Genomic DNA, 19,314 nt, shown 5'->3' with positions numbered 1-19,314 from the left:
CCGTTCACCTCTCTTTCACTTGTGATAAGTTTAAGCTTTGGCAGAGAAGGAGTTCCCTTGATTATCATCTTCTTGCCCTGCGTTTGAAACCCAATCTTTCCATTCACCATTTAGCTCTGCGGCAAGAATGGCATCATTAGCTTCCTCACGACTTTCTTTGGAGCGTCTTCCCTGCTGACCACTTCCAGAACCAGGTTGGCGTCCTTCTTGACCCCACCCTGAATTGAGGGGGGTATTATTTTGTGTGACTTCCAATTTTTCTACTTGGAGGCCTTGAGACTGCAATGCTGCTCGAAGCTGGTTCATCTGCTGTTCCAACATATCCTTTGCTCCGGAATGTTCAGTCATAAACTGTGCAACCAGATGGCCGTTTTGCATAGTAATCTTAACATCTACTTGTCCGAGATTTTCTGGAAAGAGTGATATCGTAGCCTCAGCTACTCCGCCTTTTTGCACAATCTCCAATTTACCTGTAATAAAACCGGTCATTTCCTGTGCAAACTGATGAACGGGTACAGGAGCTACTGGAACCTCAGCCTTCAACGGAGCAGTAATTCCTCCCCGAAGAGCTAATTGACCAGCAGTTACAACCTCATGATCTCCTTCTATGATAGTAGTTCCTGATGTGGAATCTTGAGTTGATTCTGCCTGCTTTGTTTCTCCAGTTGCACTGCTTTTAATCAATGGAGTGGTAAGCTCTGCTTCAACATCTTGAACAGCTCCTGAGGTCACAGGCGAAGTTAGGACTGCTTCATTCTTAATTGCAGCTGCTTCTCCAGCACGGTTACTAAGGTTTTGAATGGTCTTGTCCGTCGTATTACCTTTGCTTTCAGTCACTATAGGTTGTTGTACAGATACACCAGAATTTTCATTTATACTGGAGTTCTTTCCCTTCCCCTTAGTAGTGTTAGCGGAGGACTGTTCTAGTATTGCTGTGAAATTATTTAACAGGCTTATTCCTTTACTAGCAGCTTCTTCGTTCCCATTGACTGCAGCTTCCTGAATCATAGTAACTAAACTTTGCAAATCATCTTGAACAGCAAATCGCAGTGTATCCGCATGCTGAGCTAACGGTGACAAACTTCCTGCCGACTCCGTATCAGAAGCAGCATCACCTTCAGTCGCTTGACTTCCTGAAAGAAAAGCTGATACCTGAAGAAGCCAAGCTTGCAAAGCTACTAGCACAGCAGGATCGCTATTGATGCTTTCATCCAGATTTTCAACATCAGCAGTTAGCTTCTCGATAAGATCAGAGTTCTCCGTATCTTGTCCCCCTTGATCTTCTCCAGTTGTCTGCACTTCCTTTAAAAGACCTTGCAATAAAGAGGCTAGATTTCCCAGAAGCGGATCAGTAGGTACCGATGTGGTGTTAGCTGTGTTTCCTCCCATAGTCTGCACTAAAGTCTGTGCGAAAGGTACAGCAGCTGTTGTGCCAGTAGAAGTCGATGAGCTGCCACTTGCGGCTGTAGCATTTGCGCTCACAAGCGATTGAACCACTAAACTCATATTATTTTTCACCTCCTTTCAATATTTATTTAGCACCCATCAAACGGTTAACAATCTTCGCGGTTTGCGCACTATCATTTTTAGTCATTTCCCCCAAAATCGAAGAACGAACACTATCACTTACGGTATTCATAATCGTTACTACTTTATCAGGGCTAATCTTGTACATTTCTCCTAGTAGAGAAGCTGCATTGGCAGGCGTCATTGAACTAAAGGTTTGGTTCAACTTTTCCTTATCCAGATTTGTACTAGTTTTAGTCGTTTGAGTAGTTCCAGCTTCTTTTTTCAATCTAGATTGAAGAGCAGCAATAGCCATATCACCCGAAGAGGTAGTTTCTTTCAACTTAATCGTGACATCTGCCGCTTTTTGAGGATCCATTTTTTCCAGAATCGCAGTTTTACTCGCTTTATTCATTACGCTGAATATCTGCACCATCTCTTCTGTAGTCAAATTCTCCATAATCGGTGCAGCTTTGGAAGCTTTCATGCCCGCGTACAGCTTCGCCAGATCAGTAACCTGCTTCTGATAAGGGTCTTCTGTTTCCTCACTGTTTATTTCAGCAGCTGCAGCAGCTTCCGTCTTCATTCCCTCAATTTGCGACTCTAGCGCCTGAACCTTGGTATCCTGGGCTGTTTTTTCATCTGTGACCTTCTTCAACTCACCTGCCTGCTGGGCAAGCTGAGCTTTGAGCTCTTTAATCGTTGAGTTTGAGCTCACTTCCTGCTTTTTGCTTTCTTCCTTCGGTTTAGAAGGATCTGTTGGCGGATCAGGAACCCATTTTTCCAGAATCGGAATTTTATTCGCAACTTCAAGCACGTTATTACGAATGTCCATATTAAAAAGCGTCAACAGTACTCCAAGCAGTACTAGCGTGAAGATAATCGGTATCATTAGAAATAAGAACCGCTCAAATTTCCCCGCTGACCCTTCATTTTCAAGTTCCATGTCATTATCAATTTTAGCCACTAGCGGAAACCTCCCGGGTTAGAGGGATTTCATCGCGAAGCGGACGGTTGCCATCTCATCCAGTTCGTTTTGTTCCCGTAAAATCATACTTTGCTGAAACTGTGTCTCAGCCTTATCTTTTGCCTTTAACCATACTTTTTCATCTAATACCTTTGTGCTTAACTGATCTTGCTTCTTCAAGACTTCCTGATGTGCACTTCTAATGTCCGTATGTTTACGGGCAATGCATATATCCAGGTATTCTACATATTCTTGCATTTCACGAATCTTCGCCATAGGTGCCTTTTGTTCTGCGGCATTTTGTAAAGATAACATAATAGCGCTCCGCTGAAAGGTGAGTTCATCCAGGCTTCTTTCTTGTGCCTGCAATTCTCCAAGCGCGCTTGAGAGCATCCATTCTGCCTGTGTCTTCTCATTGCCCTTCAAGTCAACGACTTTTTGAAAAGTATAATGAAATCTCATGATACTGAATCAACTCCTCGAGAAGTGTGAAATTAAAGACTGTTGAACTTCAGCCAGCGTAACTTTTTCATTCACTCTTTGTTTGGTGAATTCCCATATACTGTCTATATACTCCATCGACTCATCGATTTGAGCATTGGAGCCTCTCTGATACGCTCCGATATTAATTAAATCTTCTGAATCCTTGTACACGGCCATTAGTCGCTTAACATTCTCTGCAGCAGCGATCTGTTCTTCTGGCGCAATATCCTTCATTACACGACTAATGCTGGAAAGCACATCTATTGCTGGAAAATGTCCTTTGTTCGCAATACTTCGGTTAAGGACGATATGTCCATCGAGTATTCCTCTCACTGCATCAGCGATCGGCTCATTCATGTCATCACCATCAACCAATACAGTGTAAAAAGCTGTGATAGAGCCTGTAGGACCAGTTCCGGCGCGTTCTAGTAGTTTAGGTAAGCTTGCAAATACAGATGGTGTGTAACCTCTCATAGCCGGTGGTTCTCCGACTGCAAGTCCAACTTCACGTTGAGCCATAGCATAACGAGTGACCGAATCCATCATCAGCATCACATTAAGTCCACGATCCCGAAAATACTCAGCAATCGTAGTAGCAATAAGTGCTCCCTTAATTCGAATTAATGCAGGCTGATCAGATGTAGCGACAATAACGACTGACCTCTGCAAACCCTCAGGTCCCAAATCGCGTTCGATGAAATCCAGTACTTCCCTGCCACGTTCCCCAATCAGAGCGATAACATTAACATCTGCTGATGTATTACGTGCAATCATTCCCATGAGCGTACTTTTGCCGACCCCTGAACCAGCGAAAATCCCCACCCGCTGACCTTTACCAATTGTTAGCAAACCATCTATCGCTCTTACACCGATGCTTATAGGTTCTTGCACTCGTGGTCTATTGAGTGGATTGGACGGAATGTTAAAGGTTGAACTATGTGGCATTCGAGCTGGGATCAGGGAACCATCAAGCGGTTGCCCTAGACCATCCAGTACCTTACCCAGCAATTCTGAACCCACCTGAACACTAAGCGGCTTACCCGTTCCCACTACATCACAACCAGGTCCAATTGCCTGCAGTTCTCCAAGTGGCATTAATAGCACCTTGTTGTCACGGAAACCAACGACTTCAGCTTGCAGCGGCTTATTTCCTTTAGAAGGATAGATATAGCACACATCACCAATGCTAGCATCAGGTCCTTCCGATTCAACCATAAGACCGATAACCTGCGTCACTTTCCCATTGATCCTCACCGGATCGAGATTACGAAGTTGCTCCTTATAACGGTTACTATCAAGCATCTTCTTCCCCATTTCTCTGCTCATCGGTGTCCAGCGCGATTCTAACCAGCTCTTTCTTGATTTCTGCAAGCTGAGTATCAATTCGGGCATCTATGCTGCCAAAGGAGGAGCGGATTACACAACCTTGATCTTTCACAGTCGAGTCAGGCAAGATCTGTAGTTCAGCCTGCGAGTCAACCGCTAATGACAATTCTTCCCTTGCTGCGTTTACGAAAGCGAACTGCGCAGGTGATACACACAGTGAAATCAGCCCCTGCTCACGTTTACGAGCTAGATTCTTCCGAATCAAATCCATTGCAAACTGCGGTTCAACCGTTAACTGTCTGTCCACAATTTTCTCCGCAATATCACAACTTAGCTCAACCAAGAAAGGTTCAGCTTCCTGAATAATGACATCCCTTGCCTTATAGGCTTCAGTTAAAACAGCACGCGCTTCATCCATCATCGCTGCAATTTTGAGCTTCATCTCTTGCTCAGCTTGAGAAACACCTTCTTGATACCCTAGCTGATAAGCCTCGGCTTTGACGGCCTCAACCAGATGTTCATCCTGCTCACGCCGCTCTTTCCACCACTCTTCAGCCTCCGCTTTTGAGGATTCAACAATCTGTTCCGCTTCAAGAGAGGCATTCCGTACTTGCTCTTCAGCAAATTCTTGGGCGTCTTTAAGCATTTGCTTACGTGCCACTTCAGCCTCTTCACGAGCGGGATCATGATAGTGAGTCTCGCTTACAGTCTCCTCTGGAACGGGCTCCTCAGTTAGGCCCGCATAGTGCCGGGCCTGCTCCAATCTTTTCAGTACATCAACTGGAACATACTGAGAATGCTTAATCAGCTTAGACAATGATGTCATCTCCTCCGCCACGAGCGATGATAATTTCTCCAGACTCTTCGAGTCTGCGGATCGTACCTACAATACGCGTTTGCGCTTCTTCTACATCACGCAACCGCACAGGACCCATGTACTCCATTTCTTCTCGGAATGTCTCTGCCATACGTTTAGACATATTCCGGAAAATAACATCTCGTACTTCTTCGCTTGCAACCTTAAGGGCAAGCTGCAGGTCCGCGTTATCAATATCACGAATAATACGCTGAATCGAACGATTATCCACATTGACAATATCCTCGAATACGAACATCCGTTTCTTGATTTCCTCGGCGAGCTCTGGATCTTGAATTTCGAGAGAATCCAGAATTGTGCGCTCTGTCCCACGGTCAACTCCATTCAAGATCTGTACGATTGATTCGATACCGCCAGCATTTGTATAATCCTGAGTTACTGTAGCAGAAAGCTTCTGCTCCAGCACTCGTTCAATTTGTGTAATGACCTCCGGAGAGGTGCTGTCCATTACAGCAATTCTTCTAGCCACCTCCGCCTGCTTCTCTTGAGGTAATGAGGAGAGAATAGCTGCGGCTTGTTCGAATTGCAGATAAGACAATACAAGTGCGATAGTCTGGACATTCTCATTCTGAATAAAGTTCAAAATCTGGTTTGGATCAGCCTTGCGTGCAAAATCGAAAGGTCTTACCTGCAAAGTCGCAGTCAGACGGTTAATGACCTCCATTGCTTTTGCGGAACCAAGTGCTTTCTCCAGAATCTCTTTGGCGTAGTTAATACCGCCTTGTGATATATATTCCTGGGCGAGGCATATCTGATGGAACTCAGACATGATCGACTCTTTTTCACTGCTGTCCACTTTACGGACATTGGCAATTTCAAGAGTTAATTGTTCAATCTCCTCGTCTCTTAAATGTTTGAATATTTGCGCCGATACCTCGGGCCCTAGTGTGATAAGCAGGATCGCGGCCTTTTGACGGCCACTAAGCCCCTGCTGACTAGCCTTTGCCATTAGTTCACCTCTGTTCGTCTGCAAGCCATGTACGCAGCAGATTTACGAATTCGTCTGGCTTTTTCTTGGCCAAACTTTCCAATTGCTTACGAACTTGACTGTCATTCGTCACACTTTCCAAATTAATAGATGGAAATTCGGTAGGAACCTGCAATGGAATGTCTTCATCTTCCTCTTCCACAGTCTTCTTACGACTCCGATAGATTAGATATCCTCCACCTGCTCCAACCAGCAATGCAGCTGCTCCGATAGCCCATAACATCCATGTGGCAAGACCACCTGGTGTTGTATTAGCAGCGGTTCCGCCAAATTGTTGAGAATACACCGAAACCTTTTTGGTTAAATCAGCGTCTGTATATGTAGTACCTGAATCTGCGAGCGAAGCACGAACAATATTTACCAAAATGTTTTGAATTGCTGCTGATGTAGCAGCGTCCAAAGTATTTTGTCCTGTAGGTGGTTCAACTGCAACATTTATGGTTAAATCTTTAACAGTAAAGGGACTTGCGATAACATCCTTTGTAATTCGGTTTACTTCATAGTTCCTCGTTTCAGAAGATTCTTCCGAAGTAGAAGTATCCGTACCGGCTTGTGAAGGATAGCCCGCTACATCTTGTGAACCAGTGCCTGCCACTCCGCCAGTTGTATTTCCTTGACCCGAATACGAATTACTAATGATTTGTGAACTGATCTCAATCCCCTTCATGTTCTCTGTATCCACAGGGGTTACGAGATTCTCCTTCCGGTTTTCCTTGTCAAAGTTCAGCTTCGAAAATACAAGAACATCAACTTTATCTGGACCCGTAAGAGTGCTAAGGAATTGTTTCACATCTTTCTTTACTTCTTCTTCGAATTTCTTCTGAAGAGCGAAGTTCTCTTCGACTTGGCTGGAAACTCCAGCTTGTCCACCTTTGGCCGTAGGCATTAACTCGACTTCATTATTAGCAATCGTAATGTTATCGATTGGTAGATTTGGAACAGCCGTCTTTACAAGGTTAAAGTACCCATCAATATTATCTTGAGTGGGTCTGAATCCCGGATTAAATGAAAGCACAACGGATGCAGATGCTTGCTCTTGGTCAGCCTGGGAAGCAAAAACTGTTTCTTTAGGCAGATTAATCAGCACTTTAGCATCCTTAATTCCTTGCATACGTCTCATTAACTGTTCTACTTCACCGTTTAATGCATTATTATACTTCACATTAAACTCACTATCTGTCGTCCCTATCATTGACGAATTTTCATTAAAGACCTTATAACCGATAGAGCCCCCCTGAACAATCCCCTGAGAACCGATATCCACCTTTATTCGAGCCGCTTCTGTGCTTGGCACGGAGATGCTCTTTCCATCTTGGCTTAATCGGTATGAAACACCCGCTGTATCCAAGTAGTTCATTACTCCAGCTGAATCTGTGCTGTCCAAATCTTGAAACGCTACTTCATATTCTGTCTTTGAAAGCTGCATGGTTAATACTACGATTATTATTAGAATGATAAACAATGTAGAAAAGAATAAAACCTTCTGTTTACCACTAAATCTGTTCCAATACAGGGTCACCTTCTCCCGATATTGGGCAAATCTTTCATTCACAGTGTCACCCCATCCGGAACTAAGCTAGGAATTAATTAAATTTGAGTTCTCATAATTTCTTGATAGGCTTCTATCACTTTGTTCCGGACTTGTGTAGTCAACTGCAAACTCAGTAAAGCCTGTTGGGAAGAAATCATCACCTCGTCTATGTTCACTTCTCCCAATACAAATTTATTACTCATATCCTTTGCTTGTTGTTCCTGATCTGCTACTTTAGTGAGTGCATTCTCAAGATAAGAACCAAAGCTCTCCATGGCATTAGCAGGAGTGGATGAAACTTCGGTAGATGTTGGTTTCATGGCAAGCTGCTGTACAGCTTGAACCCCATTAGTGATATTCTGTATCAACTGTTTCCCTCCTAAAAGTTTTGTAAGCATATGCTTCCTAGATTCACTTCGTACAAAACTCACTTCGGAAGCTTTCTTGGTTAATTACGTTTAGCGCCCAATTTCGAGTGCTTTACTTACCATAGCTTTAGATGCATTAAGCATCGTGACATTGGCTTCATAAGAACGTGATGCAGATAACATATCTACCATTTCTTTGGTAATATCTACGTTTGGCATATAGACATAACCTTCGGCATCCGCATCAGGATGGCTTGGGTTGTAAACTGGCTTTAACGGTGAAGTGTCTTCTATAATGGACTGCACCTTTACACCTTCATTACTACTACCGTTCAATTTCGAATTTAGTATATTCGAGAACTTATTGCTTTCGGTAGCTTCCATAACAACAAGCTTTCGACGGTAAGGAACGGCTTTGCCATCAACCACCGATGCTCTTGTAGTTTCCGCATTGGCCACGTTGGAGGAAATCACGTCCATCCGCAATCGTTGAGCTGTTAATGCTGATGCACTTATCCCAAAACTACTCCCAAAGTTCATGCAATCTTATCCTCCTTGAATTACAGCTCGCATCATCGAAATTTGACTGTTGATCTGCTCGACATAAGAACTATACCTGAGTTGGTTCTCAGCACTTAACGCCATTTCTCGTTCTACATCCACATTGTTGTCGTTATTATTCATCGAGGTAGTTTCATCCGTACTAACGACAGCTGATGGTACAATTCTGTTGGTACCAAATTGAAAATGTCGGGAGTCCGTTACCTTCGCGTTAAGTGTAGGTTTTATTCCACTTTCTTGTTGCTGAAGGAAACTTTCGAATGAAACATCAGAACGTTTGAAATTTGGCGTATCTTCGTTAGCCACATTATTCGCTAGAACATTTTGTCGTTTGTAGGCAGCATCAATGCCTCCCTGCAATCGTTGAAAACTGACACTATTCAGCAATCCCAAGATAATTCCTCCTTTCAAAGCTATCATAATGAAATGAATTCCACAACTTCCCTTAAAAAACCTGCTTGATTTCGACAAATAAAGTATAAAAGTCCTCTATTTATCGGTTTCTACGTCGAACCTTGTCGTAAAGAATAACTTATTAGTATTTTCACATACATTGATTTTCATTTAATTTGTATATTATTACAATAAGAAATAAGCCCTATCTTTTTAGAAAAGACAGGGCTTTTAGCACTTTATTGCTATTTTATTCCTTTTTTAACTCAAAATTATCTTTTTAATTGCATCTTTTTACATTTTTTTACCTATTAATGACACTAAATTGTAATTTTCTAATTCAATATGCCCAAAAACAAAAGAATTGAATTTGTCGCATCAAAGAATATACTGACTTAGATCACGATCCTGTGCAATACTTGCCAATTTCTCACGCACATACTCTGGTGTAATAACCATAGTGTCCAGAGTCAGCTCAGGTGCTTCAAAAGAAAGATCCTCCAATAGCTTTTCCAAAATCGTATGAAGACGCCGAGCACCTATGTTCTCCATATTTTGATTCACTGAAGCAGCTATTTTGGCAATTTCATAAATAGCATCTTTCTGGAACTCCACTTCAATGTCCTCGGTTTTTAACAAATTAACATATTGTTTCGTCAGAGCGTTCTCTGGCTCTGTTAAGATGGAAACAAAATCCTCCAGTGTCAGACTGCTTAGTTCTACGCGAATCGGAAAACGCCCCTGAAGCTCTGGAATCAGATCAGAAGGTTTAGCAACATGAAAAGCCCCGGCAGCCATGAAGAGCACGTAGTCCGTCTTCACAGGACCGTATTTTGTCATGATTGTAGAACCCTCTACAATTGGAAGGATATCTCTTTGCACACCTTCTCGTGATACATCAGGGCCCGAACCCTTACCTTGACTTGCAACCTTATCAATCTCATCGATAAAAATAATACCCGATTGTTCAGCGCGTGTCACAGATTCCTGAATGACATCATCCATATCAATCAGTTTGGTTGCTTCATCCTGAATTAGCACTTTACGAGCCTCACGGATAGGAAGCTTGCGCTTCTTCGTCCGCTTCGGAAGCAAGCTACCAAACATTTCTTGCATATTCATCCCCATCTGGTCGTTCCCTTGCCCTGCAAACATATCCAGCATAGATGGCGCTGTATCCTCAACATCTATTTCAATGATATCTTCTTCCAATTGACCAGCTAGCAGCTTAAATCTAACCCCGCGACGGCGTTCGCTTAAGCTTCCATCTGGTTCGGAATCTTCTTTAGAATCCTCTTGTGAAGAGTTCCCGCCAAAAATCATCTCAAAAGGATTCTTCTGAGATTTATTTTTTGAAGACGAAGGCACTAAAATAGAGACAATCCGCTCATTAGCCAGTTCTTCTGCACGGTCCTTCACCTTTTCCGTACGCTCTAGCTTCACCATACGAATAGAGGTCTCAACTAAATCACGAACCATAGACTCCACATCTCGCCCTACATAACCCACCTCAGTGAATTTGGTTGCCTCCACTTTGATGAACGGAGCATTAACGAGCTTAGCTAGACGCCGAGCAATCTCAGTTTTCCCTACACCAGTAGGTCCGATCATCAAGATGTTCTTAGGAACAACTTCATCACGCAGTTCCTCAGCCAGCAGACTGCGGCGATAACGATTACGAAGTGCAACAGCTACCGATTTCTTAGCTTGTTTCTGACCTACAATATATTTATCCAATTCAGCTACGATTTGACGGGGTGTTAGCGATTGATTCACCATCGTGAATTCCTCCTTGTCTCTATGGCACTGAGCCTATAATTGCTCAACAATAATATTGGAGTTAGTATACACACATATCTCTGATGCAATCTGAAGAGCTTCGCGAGCGATATCCGCAGCAGCAAGATTTGGAGCATGACGTTTGAGTGCACGACCGGAAGCAAGTGCAAAGTTACCACCGGAGCCGATAGCGAGCACATCATCATCAGGCTCGATAATTTCACCATTTCCGGAGATCAAGAGCATTCCTTCCTTATCCATAACAATCATCAATGCCTCAAGTTTACGAAGAATACGATCTTGACGCCAGTCTTTCGCTAATTCTACGGCTGCCCGTTGCAGGTTTCCATGATGCTCCTCCAGCTTGCCTTCGAATTTTTCAAACAAGGTGATAGCATCCGCCACAGATCCTGCAAACCCTGCTATTACTTGTCCTCTGTATAAGCGACGAACTTTTCTCGCCGTCGTCTTCATAATTACACTCTCTCCGAATGTAACCTGACCATCACCTGCTATAGCTGCCTGTCCGTTATGTCTTACAGCACAAATTGTAGTCGCATGAAAGCTGGGTACCATGATTGTAGTTACCTCCTTAAGATGGGCTTTGTTCAAAAATAAGAAGTATACGTTTCACGTTATACATTATCCTTATATTTCTCGCTTAAACGCTAACGCTTATCAACCTTATAAGGAAGCCGAAGGCGCTTATTCTTGGTTATCGATAACCTCCGGTTCTTTATAAGCAAGGCCCGTACGATTGGCGTACTCGGCAAGACTGTCTAGTGCACGATGCGCTAACATCTCATTCTTTTCTTTCTTATTACGGATTTTCTTCTCCACCTTCGGCAGAAGACCAAAATTGGCATTCATAGGCTGAAAATGCTCCGGATCAGCGGAAGTGATATAAGCAGGCATACTACCAAGCACCGTGTCTTGTGGGAAGATCAGTCCTTCTTGACCAAGCGCGGCTCTAGCAGCGTTAATGCCGGCAATCAGACCTGAAGCTGCTGATTCCACATAACCTTCCACGCCAGTCATCTGTCCAGCAAAGTACAGCCTTTCTTTACCCTTCATTTGATAAGTAGGATGCAAGAGTTTAGGAGAATTAATAAAGGTATTTCTGTGCATTACCCCATACCGAACGTATTCAGCGTTCTCAAGACCTGGAATCAGCGAGAATACCCGCTTTTGTTCGCCCCATTTCAAGTGCGTTTGAAAGCCCACCAGATTGTAAAGCGTTCCAGCAGCGTTATCCTGACGAAGCTGAACTACCGCGTAAGGTAGCTTACCTGTGTGCGGATTGATAAGCCCTACAGGCTTCATCGGACCAAACAATGCAGTTTGCTTACCGCGCTTCATCATGATTTCGATAGGCATACAGCCCTCAAAGTATATCTCTTTCTCAAAATCCTTGAGTGCCGCCGTCTCTGCAGAAATCAACGCGTCATAAAACACGTCAAACTCTTCTTCAGTCATAGGACAGTTCAGATATGCTGCTTCCCCTTTGTCATAACGGGAAGCCAGATACACTTTATTCATATCAATACTGTCCTTTTCAACGATCGGTGCTGCAGCATCATAAAAATAGAAATACTCTTCACCTAATAGACCCTTAATTTCAGCAGATAATGCAGGGGAAGTTAGTGGACCCGTTGCAATAACAACAATCCCTTCCTCCGGTATATGCGTAAGTTCTTCATTTATGACTTCAACGAGCGGATGATTATGCAATGTACTCGTAATTTCTCCCGAGAAACCATCCCGATCCACGGCAAGTGCACCGCCTGCAGGTACAGCGTGGCGATCAGCCGCACCTAATACAAGAGAGTTTAAACGTCGCATTTCTTCCTTTAATACACCCACCGCATTGCCTAAACCATTTGCACGCAAGGAGTTGCTGCATACTAGTTCTGCGAATTGATTGGTGTGGTGTGCTGGCGTCTTCACCACTGGTCTCATTTCATACAATCTTACCGGTACGCCTTGAGAGGCTATTTGCCAGGCCGCTTCACTTCCTGCGAGACCTGCTCCAATTACTGTTACCTTTGCTGTATCTGTCACTGTCTTATTTCCTCCTGTAGAGACTATTATTCTGCTAACTCTTCTTCGTTGTCTAAAACTGCCTCTGTATGGTCACAAGACGTACATTGCAGTTTGGTGCCTTGCTTATTGCGTTTCTCAATCATCCAAGCCCCGCAAGATGGACATGGTTTAGTGGATGGTCTATCCCAAGAGACGAAATCACACCCTGGATATTGATCGCAGCCATAGAAGACACGCCCTTTTTTGCTACGACGCTCTACAACTTTTCCTTCATTACATTTAGGGCAAGTTACACCAATATCTTTGATAATCGGCTTCGTATTTCGGCAATCTGGAAAGCCAGAACATGCTAGGAACTTCCCAAAGCGTCCTAATTTATATACAAGTGGTTTACCACATTTCTCGCAGATCTCATCAGAGACTTCATCTTCAATCTCGATTTCTTTCATTTCTTCTTCGGCAAACACTAAGCGCTTCTCGAAAGACTCGTAAAATTCGGCAAGAACCTTCACCCAATCTTCTGAGCCTTCTTCCACATGGTCAAGATCGCCTTCCATATTAGCCGTAAACTCTACGTTCAATATTTCCGGGAAGAATTGTTCCATCTGCTCGATGACAAGTTCTCCAAGCTCTGTAGGCATAAATTTCTTCTCTTCAATCGCTACATAACCACGCTTCTGAATCGTTTCGAGCGTTGGTGCATACGTACTTGGGCGTCCTATCCCTAATTCCTCAAGTGTCTTTACAAGCCTTGCTTCTGTATATCGCGGTGGTGGCTGTGTAAAATGCTGCTTCGGCTCGATCTCTTGCTTATTTAAAGCATCTCCCGCTTCAAGAGGCGGTAAATACTTATCTTCATCTGTAGTTCCATCATCGTTACCTTCCACGTAAACCTTCATGAACCCTGGGAATGAAACCTTCGAACCCACCGCTCTGAATGTGGCTGTACCTGCTTCTATATCAACCGAGAGTGTATCAAGAAGAGCCGAAGCCATCTGACTGGATACGAACCGCTCCCACACCAGCTTGTAAAGACGGAATTGATCCCGGCTTAAGAACTCTTTGACCATTTCCGGTTCACGAAGTGCGGAAGTTGGTCGGATCGCTTCATGCGCTTCTTGCGCTCCAGCCGCTTTCTTTGAATACTGGCGAGGGGCTTCAGGTAAGAACTTTTCACCATACTTAGCAGTAATCAGCTCTTTAGCTTCATCCTGTGCAGTGACAGATAAACGTGTCGAGTCTGTACGCATATAGGTGATCAAACCTACGGTTCCCTCTTTGCCTAGTTCCACACCTTCGTATAATTGCTGGGCAACAGACATTGTCTTAGCTGCACGGAATCCAAGCTTACGAGCTGCTTCCTGTTGAAGGGAACTTGTAGTAAAAGGAGCCGAAGGATGCCGTTGTCTTTCCTTCTCCTTCACATTACTTACCTTAAAAGCTGCGTTCTTGATTGCCTCAAGGACCTCTTGAACATCGCTTTCCTGATTAAGTTCCTTCTTCACACCATTCAGCTTATGAAACTTAGCTTCAAAGACAGAATCCCGAATCCCAAGTTTAGCTGTAATACTCCAATATTCAGTAGGTACAAAAGCGGAGATTTCATTCTCACGATCCATTATGATCTTTACAGCTACAGATTGAACACGTCCAGCAGATAACCCTTTTTTGACTTTCTTCCATAATAGAGGGCTAATCTTGTAACCTACTAGCCGATCCAGTATACGTCTTGCCTGCTGTGCATTCACAAGATCCATGTTAATCTTGCGTGGCGTCTTAAAAGCATCCTTCACCGCTTGTTTGGTGATCTCATTAAATACAACTCGGCATTCCTGTGTATTATCTAAATCCAGGGCATGTGCCAAGTGCCAAGCAATCGCTTCTCCTTCGCGATCGGGGTCAGCTGCGAGATAGACTTTTTTCACTTTTTTACTAGCGTCTTTCAATTCCTTTAATATAGAACCTTTACCACGAATCGTAATATATTTGGGATTGAAATCATTCTCGACCTCAACACCAATTTGACTCTTCGGTAGATCTCTGATGTGTCCCATAGATGCCTTTACAATATACTTACTACCTAGATATTTGCCAATTGTCTTCGCTTTCGCGGGCGATTCGACAATAACCAATGCATCTGCCATAGACTCTTCCTCCTCGTTAACACTCGTACCTCTATATTAAATTACCTTATAAATAGCTCCTGGTAATTGTGCTACCGCTTTTTTTATGATTAAAGATAACAGAACTGAATGCAAATGTCCAAAATCCCATCCTGTCCTCACAAGCAGATCGTCCAAAATAAAGGGGCCTTGATGCAGTATATGGTATAGGTGTAACTCCTCATTTGTCAATTTCTTTTCAATTAACAAATCGTCAGCCACCTGTTTAGAGGGACCGCTTTCACCTATTTTTGAGAGGTTTGTCGGGAGAAAAGAAGTGTATTCTTCTAAAATATCTAGTGCACCGGATACCAGCTTTGCCCCCTGTTTAATCAGATCAAGAGCACCTCTACTTTTTGGAGACGTAATAGGTCCAGGGACAGCAAAAACATCCCGTCCTGCCTCCAAGGCAGCATCTGCAGTAATGAGTGATCCACTTCTACTATCCGCCTCTACGACCACTGTCCCGTATGTAAGGCCTGCAATAATTCGATTGCGCTGCGGAAATAACCCTGGATGACTTTTGGTTCCAAGGGGATACTCTGTTAGCACTAACCCATCACGGGAAATCAATCCTTCAAGCTCCTTATTCTCAGGCGGGTAGACCCGATCAAGTCCTGTAGCCACTACCGCTATTGTGCCCCCACCGCTTCTTAGCGCAGCTTCATGACAGACGCTATCAATCCCCCTAGCTAATCCGCTAACCACTGTTAGACCTGCTTCACTAAGCTCTTTTGTGAGAATCTCCCCTACCTTTCGTCCATAAGCTGTTGGCACACGAGTACCGACCATCGCTACACTAGGTGTCGATAACAGATCCAAACGCCCACGATAATAAAGAATCCATGGTGGCTGAGCCGTCTCTTTCAATAAATGGGGATAGTCTGCATCAAAAATCGTAACCATGCTCACAGCACTTTCTTCCATTAGTAAGCGGCGGTTTGTTATCCACTCCAACGTATATATTGAAGCAAGTTGAATCGACACTTTCTCACTCAATCCAACCTGTTCCCAGTCTTCTGAGCTACAAGAAAATGCTTTTTCTGACAAAAGCCCAGCTCTGCGAATTTTGTCGATAGTTTTCCAGCCAATGCCTTCCACTTCATTAAAGCCGAATAGTAGTTCCCGTTCTTCCATAGCATTTTTCGCCCCTTAACATGGAAGGCCTAGCCTTCCCTATTTTGTGTTACACCTCTTGAAAACGCAAGCATTTCTTTAAATTCAATAAATTTCTATTTAAAACAAAAAAAAGCAACCTTTCATTCCTAAATAGGAACAAAAGGTTGCTTACCTCTTTAATTAATTATACACGAAATAACCTCACTACGTGGAGTGATTTCTCTGTCTTAACTACACTAATTAGTGTGATGTAAAAGCATTGAGAATACCGCGCTCTTCAAGCACACTTACGAGTGTCGAACCCATTTCAGCAGGTGTAGGGGCTACCTTGATTCCGCAAGCTTCCAGTACGGCAATTTTTTCGCTAGCTGTACCTTTCCCTCCAGAAATGATAGCACCAGCATGCCCCATACGCTTGCCTGGAGGTGCAGTTGCTCCTCCAATGAAGCCTACAACTGGCTTGGTCATGTGTTCACGAATCCACTCTGCTGCTTCTTCCTCTGCAGTTCCACCGATCTCTCCGATCATAATAACTGCCTTCGTACCCGGATCTTCATTAAACAGCTTCAAAATATCAATAAACTCAGAGCCTTTAACTGGGTCTCCCCCAATACCTACAGCCGAAGATTGCCCAATTCCACGCGTGGTCAGCTGATGAACCGCCTCATAGGTTAGCGTTCCGCTACGCGAGACCACTCCTACATAACCAGGCATATGAATATAGCCAGGCATGATTCCAATCTTACACTCTCCAGGAGTGATAACACCCGGACAGTTTGGACCGATCAACACTGTAGAACGACCTTCCATATAACGTGAGACTTTTACCATATCAAGCACAGGAATACCTTCGGTAATACAGATAACCAAATCCAGCTCTGCATCTACAGCCTCCATGATGGAGTCTGCTGCGAATGCTGGCGGTACATAAATCACACTAGCAGTTGCACCAGTAGCTGCCTTAGCAGCTGCGACTGTATCAAATACCGGAAGACTAACTTCACTGCCATTTTCAAGCGTGATATTAACTGTCGTTCCACCTTTACCCGGCGTTACCCCTCCAACCATCTGAGTTCCATAATCAAGCGCACCCTTAGTATGGAACAAGCCCGTTGCTCCCGTAATACCTTGCGTGATAACTTTCGTATTTTTATCTACAAGAATGCTCATGCCTTAAGTCACATCCCTACTTATATTGTCAAATACGATAACTGGCTTCAACTTCCGAGCCATTATTGCACAAGAGATACAATCTTACGGGCACCGTCCGCCATAGAATCAGCAGCTACAATGTTAAGTCCCGATCCAGCCAAGATTTGCTTACCCAATCCAACATTTGTTCCTTCAAGACGTACAACAAGCGGTTTAGTCAATCCCAATTGGCTTGCCGCTTCCACAACACCGTTAGCAATAACGTCACAGCGCATAATACCGCCGAAAATATTAACGAAAATTCCATTTACCTTTTCATCCGATAGAATGATTTTAAAGGCTTCTGTAACTTTCTCGGTAGTTGCACCGCCCCCTACATCAAGGAAGTTGGCGGGTTCGCCTCCGTAATATTTAATTATATCCATCGTTGCCATCGCTAGGCCTGCACCATTCACCATACAACCAATATTACCATCAAGTGCAATATAGCTCAGGTCATACTTAGAGGCTTCGATTTCTTTCAAATCTTCTTCATCTAGATCCCGAAGCTCTTGAATATCTTTGTGGCGGAACAAGGCATTGGGGTCAAAATTCAATTTAGCATCTAGAGCCATCACATTCCCATCCGCAGTAACTACCAATGGGTTAATTTCGGCAATAGAGCAATCTTTATCCACAAAAGCTAGATATAGCGCTTGCATGAATTTCACAGTCTTGCCTACCAGTTCATTAGGAATAGAGATGCTGTAAGCTAATTTACGAGCTTGGAAAGTCTGCAAACCTACTGCCGGATCAATGATTTCTTTAAAAATCTTCTCCGGATGTGTAGCTGCAACCTCTTCAATCTCTGTGCCACCTTCTTCAGATGCCATCATAACCACTCGACCAGTTCCTCTATCAACAACGATACCGATGTAATACTCTTTGACAATTTGACAGCCCTCTTCAATGAGCAGCCGTTTTACTACCTTACCCTCAGGACCAGTCTGGTGAGTAACTAAAGTCTTACCAAGAATTTCGGTTGCGTAAGTACGCACTTCATCGATATTCTTAGCAACCTTTACACCTCCAGCTTTACCTCGTCCACCTGCATGAATCTGAGCTTTAACTACAACAACCGGTGTACTCAGTGACTCTGCGGCTTCTACCGCTTCCTCCACTGTATAAGCTACTTTTCCATTCGGTACGGCCACACCGTACTTCTTAAGCACTTCTTTTCCCTGATACTCGTGGATATTCATAGCGGTAGCCTCCTAAAGTAGCGTGGTGACTTAACAGGCAGCCTGTTGTCATCTCGCCTTCCGTTTTGATTGCCGCGGGGTTAGGGATAGGCTGATGCTAAACATGCAGCACTATTCCGGAACCAACAGAAACTGCTCTACCACTCGTAAAAGAATGGCCTTATTTCTGTGAGAGACATTGAGTAAATCTATAAGACTAAGCTTATACTTACCTATATGCCATATAAAGGAACCCAGAATAGTGTAACATGTTTTTAAAACGCTTTCCTTAAATATATTCATGATTTGTACACATTTTTTCGCTTGATTTCATGCCGGAATGCGAACGATCGCACAGACTCCTGATTATACTTACTTTTTACTATCTTGAGTGTTCGCCTCATGAACACGATTTAACAAGCTTTTAAACTGTCCAAGCAGCTCTACAGTCTCGTCTCCGGACATAGTCGTTTCTTCCATCATTTTCCCAGGAATACAAGCCGCGTTGCTTTGAAGTGCCCAGCCCTGTTCCGTTAGTGAAATCAGAACTTTTCGCTCATCTTGTGTCGAACGTTCACGCACGATCAACCCTGCAGCTTGTAGGCGTTTTAAAAGAGGTGTCAGCGTACCCGAATCCAAAAATAGCGCCTCACCAATTTCTTTAACCGTACATTGCTGCCGTTCCCATAACACAAGCATTACCAGATATTGCGAGTATGTTAAACCGATCTTATCCAAATAAGGTTGATACAGCTTTGTGATCTCACGAGAGCAAGCATAAATCGTAAAACAGAGTTGATTCTCAATCAGCAGCTCAGGTGTAGTCGTCATCTTTTGCA

At 43.7% G+C, this 19,314-nt stretch carries 18 protein-coding genes; all 18 read right to left on the bottom strand.

Going from position 1 to position 19,314, the window contains the following annotated elements; translation table 11 throughout:
• Nucleotides 1-30: 30 nt before the first annotated feature.
• The gene (locus tag ACWNM1_RS10440) at nt 31-1,506 is read right to left on the bottom strand and encodes a flagellar hook-length control protein FliK (protein ID WP_449600916.1); all 1,476 of its coding nucleotides are present in this window, start codon (nt 1,504-1,506) and stop codon (nt 31-33) included.
• A gap of 25 nt (nt 1,507-1,531) precedes the next feature.
• Nucleotides 1,532-2,452, bottom strand: coding sequence for a MotE family protein (locus ACWNM1_RS10435; RefSeq protein ID WP_449600952.1), 921 nt, complete (start codon nt 2,450-2,452; stop codon nt 1,532-1,534).
• Nucleotides 2,453-2,491: 39 nt separating this feature from the next.
• Nucleotides 2,492-2,935 carry a flagellar export protein FliJ gene (gene fliJ, locus ACWNM1_RS10430; protein ID WP_076285416.1) on the bottom strand — a complete coding sequence of 148 codons (444 nt, stop codon included), beginning with the start codon at nt 2,933-2,935 and terminating at the stop codon, nt 2,492-2,494.
• 9 nt (nt 2,936-2,944) lie between these two features.
• Nucleotides 2,945-4,270, bottom strand: a complete 1,326-nt coding sequence (fliI, locus tag ACWNM1_RS10425) for a flagellar protein export ATPase FliI (protein ID WP_042128931.1) — start codon at nt 4,268-4,270, stop codon at nt 2,945-2,947.
• Nucleotides 4,251-5,099, bottom strand: a complete 849-nt coding sequence (locus ACWNM1_RS10420) for a FliH/SctL family protein (RefSeq protein ID WP_042189449.1) — start codon at nt 5,097-5,099, stop codon at nt 4,251-4,253. The genes fliI and ACWNM1_RS10420 overlap by 20 nt, the downstream gene beginning before the upstream one ends.
• The gene (fliG, locus tag ACWNM1_RS10415) at nt 5,092-6,108 is read right to left on the bottom strand and encodes a flagellar motor switch protein FliG (RefSeq protein ID WP_042128934.1); all 1,017 of its coding nucleotides are present in this window, start codon (nt 6,106-6,108) and stop codon (nt 5,092-5,094) included. Before fliG ends, ACWNM1_RS10420 begins: the two co-directional genes overlap by 8 nt.
• Before the next feature lie 4 nt (nt 6,109-6,112).
• Nucleotides 6,113-7,699 (bottom strand): flagellar basal-body MS-ring/collar protein FliF, encoded by a 1,587-nt coding sequence (fliF, locus tag ACWNM1_RS10410; RefSeq protein WP_449600915.1) that lies wholly within the window; start codon nt 7,697-7,699, stop codon nt 6,113-6,115.
• A gap of 35 nt (nt 7,700-7,734) precedes the next feature.
• Nucleotides 7,735-8,046, bottom strand: a complete 312-nt coding sequence (gene fliE / locus ACWNM1_RS10405) for a flagellar hook-basal body complex protein FliE (protein WP_042189451.1) — start codon at nt 8,044-8,046, stop codon at nt 7,735-7,737.
• 90 nt (nt 8,047-8,136) lie between these two features.
• A complete protein-coding gene (gene flgC / locus ACWNM1_RS10400; protein ID WP_094869605.1) occupies nt 8,137-8,586 on the bottom strand; it encodes a flagellar basal body rod protein FlgC in 450 nt (149 codons plus the stop codon).
• Between the two features lie 6 nt (nt 8,587-8,592).
• Nucleotides 8,593-9,000, bottom strand: coding sequence for a flagellar basal body rod protein FlgB (flgB, locus tag ACWNM1_RS10395; RefSeq protein WP_449600914.1), 408 nt, complete (start codon nt 8,998-9,000; stop codon nt 8,593-8,595).
• 378 nt (nt 9,001-9,378) lie between these two features.
• Nucleotides 9,379-10,779: an ATP-dependent protease ATPase subunit HslU gene (hslU, locus tag ACWNM1_RS10390; protein WP_076299246.1), complete on the bottom strand. Its 1,401-nt coding sequence runs from the start codon at nt 10,777-10,779 to the stop codon at nt 9,379-9,381.
• Between the two features lie 33 nt (nt 10,780-10,812).
• Complete coding sequence (hslV, locus tag ACWNM1_RS10385; RefSeq protein WP_042189455.1) at nt 10,813-11,355, bottom strand: ATP-dependent protease subunit HslV; 543 nt, start codon at nt 11,353-11,355, stop codon at nt 10,813-10,815.
• Between the two features lie 129 nt (nt 11,356-11,484).
• Nucleotides 11,485-12,867 carry an FADH(2)-oxidizing methylenetetrahydrofolate--tRNA-(uracil(54)-C(5))-methyltransferase TrmFO gene (gene trmFO / locus ACWNM1_RS10380; protein WP_449600951.1) on the bottom strand — a complete coding sequence of 461 codons (1,383 nt, stop codon included), beginning with the start codon at nt 12,865-12,867 and terminating at the stop codon, nt 11,485-11,487.
• Nucleotides 12,867-14,966 (bottom strand): type I DNA topoisomerase, encoded by a 2,100-nt coding sequence (topA, locus tag ACWNM1_RS10375; RefSeq protein WP_042189457.1) that lies wholly within the window; start codon nt 14,964-14,966, stop codon nt 12,867-12,869. Before topA ends, trmFO begins: the two co-directional genes overlap by 1 nt.
• A gap of 36 nt (nt 14,967-15,002) precedes the next feature.
• Nucleotides 15,003-16,121 carry a DNA-processing protein DprA gene (gene dprA / locus ACWNM1_RS10370; protein WP_449600913.1) on the bottom strand — a complete coding sequence of 373 codons (1,119 nt, stop codon included), beginning with the start codon at nt 16,119-16,121 and terminating at the stop codon, nt 15,003-15,005.
• A gap of 222 nt (nt 16,122-16,343) precedes the next feature.
• On the bottom strand, nt 16,344-17,273 hold the full coding sequence (sucD, locus tag ACWNM1_RS10365) for a succinate--CoA ligase subunit alpha (RefSeq protein WP_042128953.1): 930 nt from the start codon (nt 17,271-17,273) through the stop codon (nt 16,344-16,346).
• 62 nt (nt 17,274-17,335) lie between these two features.
• Complete coding sequence (gene sucC, locus ACWNM1_RS10360) at nt 17,336-18,496, bottom strand: ADP-forming succinate--CoA ligase subunit beta (RefSeq protein WP_042128955.1); 1,161 nt, start codon at nt 18,494-18,496, stop codon at nt 17,336-17,338.
• Between the two features lie 351 nt (nt 18,497-18,847).
• Nucleotides 18,848-19,306: a MarR family winged helix-turn-helix transcriptional regulator gene (locus ACWNM1_RS10355; protein ID WP_449600950.1), complete on the bottom strand. Its 459-nt coding sequence runs from the start codon at nt 19,304-19,306 to the stop codon at nt 18,848-18,850.
• Nucleotides 19,307-19,314: the final 8 nt, after the last annotated feature.

It is taken from the genome of Paenibacillus sp. Marseille-Q9583, assembly GCF_976954365.1.
Note: the sequence above shows the minus strand (reverse complement) of the source record. Positions and strands in the feature narration are given on the sequence as shown.